This is a genomic window from Flavobacterium chungangense LMG 26729 (assembly GCF_000735715.2).
Taxonomy (GTDB): Bacteria; Bacteroidota; Bacteroidia; order Flavobacteriales; family Flavobacteriaceae; genus Flavobacterium; species Flavobacterium chungangense.
Genome location: NZ_JASY01000010.1, coordinates 35,598 through 47,157, shown reverse-complemented (window position 1 = coordinate 47,157; position 11,560 = coordinate 35,598). Strand labels below are relative to the sequence as shown.

The window sequence follows — 11,560 nt, the reverse complement described above, 5'->3', positions numbered from 1 at the left end:
CTAGATCACTATATCGATTTCGTAAAATTATTTAAAATCAAAAAAAAGAAAAAAAACATGGGTAATTTAACTAAAACAGTTTTTATTTTCGGTGATAAAAAGGCAGAGGGAAATGCCGAAATGAAAAATCTTCTAGGGAGTAAGGGGGCCAATCTTGCCGAAATGAATTTGCTTGGAATTCCCGTACCTCCAGGATTCACCATTACAACCGAAATGTGCAAAATCTATCTTGAAGAGGGACACGACAAACTCATAAGCATTATTAAGAATGAAGTAACGGCTTCAATTAAATTTATTGAAGAACGCACAGGAACCAGGTTTTCAGATGCCGAGAACCCATGTTTTGTTTCGGTGCGCTCCGGTTCGCGCGCATCTATGCCGGGGATGATGGATACCATTTTAAATCTTGGAATTAATGAAAATATTGTTGAAGGGCTGATAAAAAAAACAAACAATGCTCGTTTTGTATGGGACTCGTACAGGAGATTTATACAGATGTACGGCAGTGTAGTGATGAACGTCAGAGCTGAAGCCGGCGATTTTGCAGATCCATTTGAAGAAATTTTAGAGAAGGAAAAAAAACAAAAGTGCTATCAGAGTGATAACGATTTCAATGCTGAAGACTTAAAAAATATATCTAAAAGCTTTAAGCAGTTGGTCAAAAAGTCTACAGGAAAAGATTTTCCAAATGATCCGTGGGAGCAGCTTTGGGGTGCAGTTACTGCGGTATTTGAAAGCTGGATGAATGAAAGAGCTGTATATTACAGGGAACTGAACAATTTGCCGCAGGAATGGGGAACTGCGGTTAATGTTCAAGCTATGGTTTTTGGTAATATGGGGCAAAATTCTGCAACGGGTGTTGCCTTCACAAGAGATGCCAGTACCGGTGAGAAAACTTTTAATGGTGAGTTTTTGATCAATGCTCAGGGAGAAGATGTGGTTGCCGGCACAAGGACACCCCGGCAGATTACAACTGAAGGTTCAAGAAGATGGGCATCTTTATCCGGCATTGGCGAAGATATCCGATGCAGAGATTTTCCATCTTTGGAAGAAATGATGCCGGAAATTTATCAGGAACTGGCTGGATGTGCCCAAATGCTGGAATTAAATTTTAAGGATATGCAGGATATCGAGTTTACTGTGCAGGAAGGCAAGCTCTGGATACTCCAAACCAGAAATGGCAAAAGAACTGGCGCCGGCATGGTAAAGATGGCTGTTGATATGCTGCACGAAAATTTATTAGACGAAAAGACAGCACTTTTAAGGGTTGATCCAAAAAGACTCGATGAGCTCCTGCATCCCATTTTTGACCAGGATGAAATCATTAAAGCCTGCTGCATTGCACAAGGTCTCCCTGCATCACCAGGCGCATCTTCGGGACGAATTGTATTTTTTACAGAAGATGCCCAGGTTTGGTCATCAAAGGGCGAAAATGTTATTTTGGTTCGTATGGAAACTTCACCCGAAGACCTGAAAGGAATGGTTGCCGCTCAGGGTATACTAACTGCAAGAGGCGGAATGACGTCTCACGCGGCAGTTGTAGCCAGAGGAATGGGGAAATGCTGTATAGCTGGTGCCGAAAGCCTCAAAATTGACTACAAACAGCGGACTATTCAGACTGAAAACTTAACACTGAAGGAAGGAGACTGGATTTCACTGGATGGATCAACAGGTAAAATATATAAAGGAAAACTTAAAACATCGGAGGGGCAGCTCAGCGTAGATTTTGAAAAATTAATGAATCTTGCTGATCAACATGCCCGACTAAAGGTTAGATCAAATGCAGACACCCCAATGGATGTTATGACAGCCTTAAGATTTGGGGCCAAAGGGATTGGACTCTGCAGGACCGAGCATATGTTTTTTGATGATGATAAAATTATGGCTATGCGCGAAATGATACTTGCAGATAATGAAGCTGGACGCAGGAAGGCCCTCGCAAAACTGCTGCCTATGCAGAGAAAGGATTTCGAAGATATATTCCGGTTAATGAACGGCTTACCTGTAAATATAAGACTTCTTGACCCGCCTCTGCATGAGTTTGTTCCCCATGATGAAAAAATTCAGAAGGAACTGGCAGATGAACTGGGGATTCCACATGAGATCATTAAGAAAAAAATTGAATCTCTTTACGAATTTAATCCCATGATGGGACATAGGGGCTGTAGGCTGGGAACCACTTATCCAGAGATTTCAGAAATGCAGACTGCTGCGATTTTAGAAGCCGCATTACACATAAAATATGAGGGTATTGAAAGTCTTCCTGAAATAATGATTCCTCTTACTGGTACGGTTGAAGAGATGCAGATACAGAAAAATATAATTAATCAAACTGCGGAGAAAATTTTTGAACAGTATGATGATCGCATTCCATATCTTTTAGGTACAATGATCGAAGTTCCCAGAGCGGCGCTTATCGCAGATAAAATTGCTGAGCATGCGGAATTTTTCTCTTTTGGAACTAACGATCTAACACAAATGACTTATGGATATTCACGTGATGATTCTGGGAAATTTCTGCCAATGTATCTGGAAAAAAGCATTTTAAAACATGATCCCTTTCAGGTTCTAGATCAGCAGGGTGTTGGACAGCTGATTACTATGGCTGTACAAAAAGGAAAGGCCGGTCGTCCGAACCTTAAAATCGGAATCTGTGGGGAACACGGGGGAGAGCCAAGCAGCGTGGAGTTCTGTCACAATGAAGGTCTAAACTACGTTAGCTGCTCTCCTTACCGAGTGCCGATAGCCAGACTTGCCGCTGCACACGCGGCTATAAATGAAGAAAACAATCGCAGCATTACCAGCCGGCAAAACGCCAGCAAAGCCATTTGTTTTGAAAACTATCATTTTTAATGTGATATAAGCGGACAGTGTTTTCTATCTATGAAAGTGACAACTGTTGGATTATCTAATTTATTAAGGAACAAATGTTATTATGCTAAGATTTTGGCATTATTAAAAATAGTTACAATAATTTGATCACTGTGACCAAAGGCACATAATGAACGATTTATAGTTTATAATTTAGTTTCAGAAAATGAATTTGAAGTTTTGTACTAAGATTACGGGGGTAAAAGAAGAACATCAAATAGTATTCAGCTGAAATTTCCAATTGATTTTAAAGCTATTACACAATTAATTGAATTATTGGACTATCCATTTTTCAGATTGGCAGATTTGCTTACAGATTTTTAAAATTGTCTTTTGCATACTTTATTTCATAGAATTAATAATTTATACAAGCCATGTAAATACAAAGACCAAAACCAAGAAAAGAGCTGTCTGCCAGCAGTTCTTTTTAATATTATAATAAAAAAGTAAAATATGTCCTATATAATCGAAAATATTAAATGCCTTATCATTGGATCAGGCCCAGCGGGTTACACAGCGGCTATTTATGCCGCCAGAGCAAATATGAATCCGGTTTTGTATCAAGGTATGCAGCCTGGCGGTCAATTGACAACGACTAATGAAGTAGAAAATTTCCCGGGTTATGTTCATGGAGTTACAGGTCCGGAAATGATGGTTCAGTTACAAGATCAGGCAAAACGTTTTGGTGCTGATATCCGTGACGGCTGGGCCACTAAAGTTGATTTTTCAGGAGTTATTCATAAAGTCTGGATTAACGATTCAATTGAATTGCACTGTGAAACTGTTATCATTTCAACAGGCGCTTCAGCTAAATATTTAGGACTGCCATCAGAACAGCACTATTTGAATATGGGAGGCGGGGTTTCTGCCTGCGCAGTGTGTGACGGATTTTTCTACAGAAATCAGGAAGTTGTAATTGTTGGAGCAGGAGATTCAGCTTGTGAGGAAGCACATTACTTATCTAAACTTTGTAAAAAAGTAACGATGCTGGTAAGAAGCGAAAAATTCAGAGCTTCGAAAATCATGGAAGAACGCGTTCTCAGAACGGAAAATATTGAAATTTTGATGAGTCACGATACAGTTGAAGTTTTGGGTGATAACAACGTTGTTCACTCCATCAAGGCTTTGAATAAATCTAATGGTGAAGTTATTGAAATTCCTGCAACCGGATTTTTCGTAGCTATTGGCCACAAACCAAATACTGATATTTTTGCAGATTACATTTCGCTTGACGAAACAGGTTACATTATTAATACTCCTGGAACGTCTAAAACAAATATAGATGGTGTTTTTGTAGCCGGAGATGCTGCTGATCATGTATACCGTCAGGCAATTACTGCCGCGGGAACAGGATGTATGGCCGCTCTTGACGCGGAGAGATATTTGGCTTCTAAAGAGTGATTTTTTCCGTGTTATTTTCTGAGAATAATATTCTTTTTACAGTGCAATTAAACCAATATCTAAAAGTTGGATGATGGTTATTTCACATATTATGCTAATTGAAGCTTACAGATTAAGTCTAGAAATGGAATCTGGATTGTATCCGAAACTTTTCCAAACAGTAAAAGTTTTTAGGATAAATCATAGGTGAGCATATACTGCAAAGAAAAATTACAAATTAGTTCTAAATAAAAAAAAATGAAAATGGTTTAAATATCATTAGTAGAAAGCTTTTTATTCATTGAGCTTATAAGTACATTTTATTCATAACTATATAACTATCAAATTTAAATATTATGCCAAACGGAATTTACAATATCCCAAAAGCGATTAACGAACCGGTTAAGTCTTATGCGCCTGGAAGTTCTGACCGAGAAGAAGTTTTAGCCGCTTTTAAAAAAATGTACAATGAAACCGTAGATATTCCTCTATATATTGGAGGAGAAGAAATCCGTACAGAAAGCACCAAACCAATTAATCCTCCCTTTGATCACAAACATGTAGTGGGACGTTATTATAAGGCTAATAAGGAGCATATTGAAACAGCTATTACTACGGCTTTATCAGCTAAAAAGAAATGGTCTGACTTATCTTGGGAGCACAGAGCTTCAATCTTTTTAAGAGCGGCTGAACTAATTGCCGGACCTTACCGTGCAAAGATAAATGCTGCAACTATGATTGCTCAGGCAAAAACCGTGCACCAGGCGGAAATAGACGCTGCTTGCGAATTTATAGATTTCCTGCGTTTTAATGCACAGTTCATGACCCAGATTTATGCAGAGCAGCCCGTTTCTTCGGATGGAGTTTGGAACAGATTAGAGCACAGGCCTCTTGAAGGTTTTATATATGCCATTACCCCGTTTAACTTTACAGCAATTGCAGGAAATTTGCCAGCCGCTCCAGCATTAATGGGTAATGTTGTAATCTGGAAACCAAGTGCGGCACAAATTTACTCGGCGAATGTAATTGTAGAAGTTTTCAAAAAAGCCGGCTTGCCAGATGGTGTAATCAATGTGGTTTATGGTAATTCTGCAATGATTTCTGAAACAGTTCTTAAGAGTCCTCATTTAGCAGGAGTTCACTTCACAGGTTCAACCCGCGTATTTAATGATATTTGGGGAAAAATCGGTCAAAATATAGCTAACTATAAAACGTATCCAAGAATTGTAGGTGAAACTGGAGGTAAAGATTTCGTAGTAGCACACAGCTCAGCAGTTCCTGCTCAGGTTGCTACGGCACTTTCAAGAGGCGCGTTCGAATATCAGGGGCAAAAATGCTCAGCAGCTTCAAGAGCATATATCCCTCAATCAATCTGGCCTGAAGTAAAACGTTTGTTAAAAGCTGATTTGGCTTCAATGAAAATGGGCTCACCTGAAGACACTGCTAATTTTGTTTCATCCGTAATTTCCGAAAGTTCGTTTGATAAATTGGCAGGATTTATTGATCAGGCAAAAAAAGATCGTGATACCGAAATTATTGCCGGTGGGAATTACGACAAATCTGTTGGTTATTTTATTGAGCCGACTGTTATTGTAACGACCAACCCTCAATATCCAACAATGAAAATTGAATTATTCGGACCAGTGCTGACTATTTATGTTTATGAAGATTCTAAATGTGAAGAAACACTAGCCTTAGTTGATTCCACATCTGAATATGCATTGACAGGAGCCGTTATAAGCCAGGATCGCTATGCTATAGAATATGCTATGAAAGCATTAGAAAATGCTGCGGGTAATTTTTATATTAATGACAAACCTACCGGAGCCGTTGTTGGCCAACAGCCTTTTGGAGGAGCAAGAGCATCTGGAACCAATGACAAGGCCGGATCTGTATTAAACTTGTTGCGTTGGGTTTCTCCAAGAACAATAAAAGAAACCTTTGTTACGCCAGAAAATTACAGATATCCATTCTTAGGTTAGTACATTATTTTGCCTGCAAGAGTAATCCGTTTGATTGTTATTTATGTTGTACTTAATTAAATATTGTTTTTCTGCTGGATAAATTTACATTTCAATGACAACAATAGGAAGCTCTTATCTCTTGCAGGCAAAAAAAGTATTGTATTTTTTAGTTAGTAATTATATTTTCAGAATTTAAAATGGCAGTTGCAACTGTATTTTTTTGATGGTAAAAGGAAAACAAATAAGGTTATAGCCGTAGAAAGTTAGAAGTTTAAATATTAAGATTAATACAAAAAGTATATTTGAAATTGACTATGAAGACTTTTTTGGATATGCGCATAATATAATCAGTCATGATGCAATTAAACATAAAAAACGAAACATCAAGACTTCGTGCGGTTGTTTTGGGAACTGCTGTCAATAATGGGCCGACTCCAACAATAAAAGAAGCCTATGATCCTAAGTCATTGGAGCATATTGCTGCTGGGACCTATCCGATAGAAAAGGATATGGCTGTTGAAATGCTTGCTTTTCAAGCTGTTTTGCAAAAATATGATGTTGAGGTTTACCGTCCGGTAATCATTGAAAATTATAATCAGATTTTTGCCAGAGATATCGGCTTTGTAATTGATGATGTTTTTGTAAAATCTAATATTCTGCCGGACAGAGAACGAGAACTTGATGCTATTGCGTATGTAATAGAACAGCTTGCCCCTTTAAAGGTGCTGCGGCCGCCCCAGGAAGTTCATATAGAGGGAGGTGACGTTATGCTCTGGAATGATCATATTTTTATCGGAACTTACAAGGGTCGTGATTACAAAGATTATATCACAGCAAGAACCAATATGGCTGGTGTAAATTATATCAGATCATTGTTTCCTGATAAAATTGTTAAAGAGTTTGATCTGGTAAAATCAAAACTTGAAGCGCGTGATAATGCCCTGCATCTGGACTGCTGTTTTCAGCCTGTTGGTAAGAATAAGGGAATTATCTATAAAAGGGGTTTCCGTGAAGAAGCTGATTATCTTTATTTAGTTGATCTTTTCGGTGAAGAAAACCTATTCCACATTGAAAGGAATGAGATGTACCACATGTTTTCAAATGTATTTTCCATTGATGAAAATGTTGTTGTTTCTGAAAGGAATTTCACCAGATTAAACAATTGGCTTCGTGAAAAAGGTTTTACCGTTGAAGAGATTCCCTATGCAGAAATTGCAAAACAAGAGGGCTTGCTGAGGTGTTCGACCCTTCCACTAATCAGAGAATAAAAATTGATTTAAGTTTAAAAAACTTGAAACAAAAAAAATATAAATATGAGACAGACAACTAATTCTGTACTAATGATTCGTCCCGTAGCATTCAGAATGAATGAACAGACGGCTGTAAATAATTATTACCAAAAAGTATTAGATGGACTTTTGCCAAGTACCGTAAATGCGAAAGCGCAGCAGGAATTCGACACCTTTGCAGAGAAACTCCGAGCCGCTGGCATTGATGTTATAGTGATTGATGATAATCTTCAGACAGATACTCCAGACAGTATTTTTCCAAACAACTGGGTTTCATTTCATGAAAATGGAGAAATAGCCCTTTATCCAATGTTTGCAGAAAATCGTCGCAGAGAACGACGTGAGGATATTTTAAGCCTGTTGCAGGAGAAGGGATTTGACATTAATAATGTAATGGATTATACAGCTGCCGAAGACCATGGTGTTTATCTCGAAGGCACCGGGAGTCTGCTATTGGACAGAGCAAACAGAAAAGCATATTGTGCTTTGTCTCCCAGGGCAGATGAATTACTATTTTTAGAATTCTGTGAAGATTTTGGGTATACGCCAGTCATTTTTAAAGCCTTTCAAACAGTTGGCAGTGAGCGAAAACTGATATATCATACCAATGTAATGATGTGCTTAGGTGAAACTTTTGCCGTAGTCTGCGTGGATTCTATCGATGATCATCAGGAAAGGGAAATGGTTCTTAAAAATCTGAAAGACAACAAAAAAGAGATTGTTGTAATTACTGAAGATCAAGTAAATAATTTCGCTGGAAATATGCTGCAGGTCAGGGCTGCGAATGATAAGCGGTATATTGTAATGAGCGCTTCAGCCCATCAAAGTCTGACTCTAATGCAGATTGAGCAGTTGGAAAACCATGCTGAAATTCTGAGTTCAAGTCTTGATACCATAGAAGCATGCGGCGGTGGAAGTGCCAGATGCATGATGGCTGAAATCTTTTTACCAATAAGCTGAAAACGATATGGTTAAAAAATAAAATGGGATGTGAGTTTATGGTTGTTTTTTACAAAGAGGCGTGGTTGACGAGATTAAAAAGTCTATTTAATTCAGGATAACTATTTCTATATTTTTTAGTCTTATGTGATAAACGAAATGATCAGGTACAATGATGGTGCTATATGGTGTTTTTAACTTTTATGGGATACAAATTTCAGTTTTTCTGCTTATAAAATAGATATTCTTCGTGTTTTAAAAACCTTATGAAATGTGACAAAAGGCACTGTTTGAAGAATTTAGAAAACATATTTTTGTGATGAATATAAAAACATATTTTTTAAAAAATGGATGTAGCTGAATAAACTAACCCTTTACTAGAGAGCTGCCCCAGACATTTAAATCAATTTAGTACCCTCCGTGATCAGGTAAAAATCATAATGAAAATAAATTTAATAGTTGTCTTTCAGCGTATCATTTTAAAATCTGAATTAGTAAGCAAGTTTTTATGTGAAAGACCCCAAAGAGCTGTTTTGCCAGCAGCTCTTTATTTAATATTACAATTGCTGCAAAGCGAAATCAAAAACTAAAAAAAATAAATATTTATAAACGAGCAAAAAAATGGATACTATCCTAAAAACAAAACCAAGTGAACTGGAAAGATATTTTTCTGAATTCAGGGAAAATACTGTTGGTTTAAATCATAGTTTCGAATCAGTATACGGACGACAGAAAATTCTATATGCCGACTGGATTGCCAGCGGAAGATTGTATTTTCCTATTGAAGATATTATGCTTGGAAAAGTTGGTCCAATGATTGCCAATACGCACTCCTTTTCAAGCCATACCGGAAAAGCGTCCACTTATGCGTATCAATACGCCAGAGAATTAATTAAAAAGCATGTAAATGCCAATGATTCAGATTGTCTTGTGGCGACCGGGACAGGAATGACAGCAGCTTTAAATAAACTGCAGCGCATCATGGGGCTGCGTTCGCAAGACAATATTCATAGCGTAAAATTAAATTTTAACGACGAGAGGCCGGTTGTTTTTATCACACATATGGAACACCACTCCAATCAGGTTCCGTGGTATGAAACTTTTGCTGATGTCGTGGTTTTGCCTTGTGGCGATGATAATTTGGTAGACCCCAAAATATTAGCAGCAGAAATCAAAAAGTACGGTAGCAGGTCTCTTAAAATTGGATCCTTTACGGCTTGTTCGAATGTTACGGGAATTATTACACCGTATCATGAACTGGCAAAAATCATGCATCAGAATGGAGGTTATTGTTTTGTTGATTTTGCAGCGTCGGCTCCTTATGTCAAAATCGACATGCATCCTGAAGACCCGGAAGAAGCATTGGATGCTGTTTTCTTTTCTCCTCATAAATTTCTCGGAGGTCCGGGGACATGCGGTATTTTGGTTTTTAAAAAAGAATTGTATAAATCCAGCTTTCCTGATAATCCAGGCGGCGGCAATGTAAAATATACCGATCCATGGGGAGGCTATCATTACAGTGATGCTATCGAAGTAAAAGAAGATGGTGGAACTCCCGGATTTCTTCAGGTGATCCGTACGGCTTTATGTCTGGAACTGAAAGATAAAATGGGAATTGAAAAAATGAAAAACAGGGAAAAAGAATTACTGGATCTTTGTTTTTCAGAGCTTCATAAAATAAAAGGCGTTACGATTTTAGGGGATTTAAAGACAGAACGAATCGGCTGTGTGTCTTTTACAGTACAGGATATCCATTACAATTTAATCGTACGATTACTCAATGACCGTTTTGGTATTCAGGTTCGTGGAGGATGGTCCTGCGCAAGCACTTATGCCCATTTTCTGTTTGATATTGATGAGGAAAAATCAAATTCAATTACAAAAGGAATTCTAGAACAAAATCTAACCCAAAAACCGGGCTGGGTAAGAATTTCACTTCATCCAACGATGACAAACGAAGAGCTTGTTTTCATCTGTAAGGCTCTTGAGGCTATTGTCTTAAATATTGATGAATGGCAGAAAGTTTATCATTATAATCCTGCAAGCAACGAGTTTGACAATATCGTAATAGCAGAAGTTATTGATCAGGATGTAAAAGAATGGTTCAATTTGGACAAGTTTTTTCTAAATTCATTGAATACAACTGAGGTTTAATTATTTTGTTTATAACATATGCAGCAGTCATTACAAGGACATATCAATAAGATAGTACAGATTTCTAATGAGGAATTTGCTGAGATGGAGTCATTTTTCCTTAAAAAATCATTTAAGAAAGATGAATATTTAGCACAGGCTGGTAAAACCGCAAAATATGAATACTTTGTTTTAAGCGGTTTGGTATTTGCGTCACATTTAAATGATAAAGGCAAAATTCATGTCATCCAGTTTGCGATGGAAAACAGCTGGATTACGGACAGTCATTCCTATAATATGGGCAAGGTTGCCAATCTGGATATTAAATGCCTGGAAGATGCAGAAATTTATTGTATAACTTATGAAAATAAAGAAAAACTGTGTGCTTTTTCAAAAAAAATGGAATATTATTTTAGAAAAATCAGCATTGAAAGCAATATACTTCTTCAGAAGAGAATAATAATGTCTACGTATGCTAATTTTAAAGACAGGTATGAATTATTCATAGCGGATTATCCAAAAATTGATAAAAGGGTTTCCAAGACGCTGCTTGCATCCTATGTTGGTGTGAGCAGGCGAACGTTGGGAGATATCTAGCAGGTTTACTGCTCAATTTGAGAAAAAAACAATGTCTGAAATAATAAGCATAGAACCATAAGCTGTCTTGAAGCTATTTTTAGAAGATAAATTATTAATGTTTTGGCTGCTTATTTTTCAGAATGGCAGGTCTGCTGTAGATAATTTATAAACTGTTTTTCATTTCCTTATCTCATAAAGGTTTTGTATTGTTGATTTAATGAAAGACAGGAAAGAGCTGGCTGCCACCAGCTTTTTTAATATATCAAAGATTTTCATTCTATTAAGAATAAATACATATGTCAGAAACAATAGAAAAGATTAAATGCTCGATTATAGGTTCTGGTCCGGCGGGTTGTACTGCCACAATGTGTGCTGCTGGTACAGGATGTATGGCTGCACTAGATC

7 protein-coding genes are annotated in these 11,560 nt (G+C 37.4%); all 7 read left to right on the top strand.

Annotation, left to right across the window (positions count from 1 at the left end; all coding sequences use genetic code 11):
• Positions 1–57 precede the first annotated feature (57 nt).
• The 7 genes from ppdK (at position 58) to JE46_RS16700 (ending at position 11,173) form a co-directional block, all read left to right on the top strand.
• Positions 58–2,853 (top strand): pyruvate, phosphate dikinase, encoded by a 2,796-nt coding sequence (gene ppdK / locus JE46_RS16730; protein ID WP_083480896.1) that lies wholly within the window; start codon positions 58–60, stop codon positions 2,851–2,853.
• A gap of 471 nt (positions 2,854–3,324) precedes the next feature.
• Positions 3,325–4,272 (top strand): thioredoxin-disulfide reductase, encoded by a 948-nt coding sequence (gene trxB, locus JE46_RS16725; protein ID WP_031456424.1) that lies wholly within the window; start codon positions 3,325–3,327, stop codon positions 4,270–4,272.
• Between the two features lie 335 nt (positions 4,273–4,607).
• A complete protein-coding gene (gene pruA / locus JE46_RS16720) occupies positions 4,608–6,233 on the top strand; it encodes an L-glutamate gamma-semialdehyde dehydrogenase (RefSeq protein WP_031456423.1) in 1,626 nt (541 codons plus the stop codon).
• Positions 6,234–6,568: 335 nt separating this feature from the next.
• Positions 6,569–7,483, top strand: coding sequence for a dimethylarginine dimethylaminohydrolase family protein (locus tag JE46_RS16715; RefSeq protein WP_031456422.1), 915 nt, complete (start codon positions 6,569–6,571; stop codon positions 7,481–7,483).
• Between the two features lie 45 nt (positions 7,484–7,528).
• Positions 7,529–8,464: a citrulline utilization hydrolase CtlX gene (gene ctlX, locus JE46_RS16710; RefSeq protein ID WP_031456421.1), complete on the top strand. Its 936-nt coding sequence runs from the start codon at positions 7,529–7,531 to the stop codon at positions 8,462–8,464.
• Positions 8,465–9,064: 600 nt separating this feature from the next.
• The gene (locus JE46_RS16705; RefSeq protein ID WP_051872907.1) at positions 9,065–10,597 is read left to right on the top strand and encodes an aminotransferase class V-fold PLP-dependent enzyme; all 1,533 of its coding nucleotides are present in this window, start codon (positions 9,065–9,067) and stop codon (positions 10,595–10,597) included.
• Positions 10,598–10,615: 18 nt separating this feature from the next.
• On the top strand, positions 10,616–11,173 hold the full coding sequence (locus JE46_RS16700; RefSeq protein WP_031456419.1) for a Crp/Fnr family transcriptional regulator: 558 nt from the start codon (positions 10,616–10,618) through the stop codon (positions 11,171–11,173).
• Positions 11,174–11,560 lie beyond the last annotated feature (387 nt).

Bases quoted from the DNA above. Each gene is read 5' to 3' on its own strand.
- ppdK (WP_083480896.1), top strand. From the start codon at position 58: ATGGGTAATTTAACTAAAACAGTTTTTATTTTCGGTGATAAAAAGGCA.
- trxB (WP_031456424.1), top strand. From the start codon at position 3,325: ATGTCCTATATAATCGAAAATATTAAATGCCTTATCATTGGATCAGGC.
- pruA (WP_031456423.1), top strand. From the start codon at position 4,608: ATGCCAAACGGAATTTACAATATCCCAAAAGCGATTAACGAACCGGTT.
- JE46_RS16715 (WP_031456422.1), top strand. From the start codon at position 6,569: ATGATGCAATTAAACATAAAAAACGAAACATCAAGACTTCGTGCGGTT.
- ctlX (WP_031456421.1), top strand. From the start codon at position 7,529: ATGAGACAGACAACTAATTCTGTACTAATGATTCGTCCCGTAGCATTC.
- JE46_RS16705 (WP_051872907.1), top strand. From the start codon at position 9,065: ATGGATACTATCCTAAAAACAAAACCAAGTGAACTGGAAAGATATTTT.
- JE46_RS16700 (WP_031456419.1), top strand. From the start codon at position 10,616: ATGCAGCAGTCATTACAAGGACATATCAATAAGATAGTACAGATTTCT.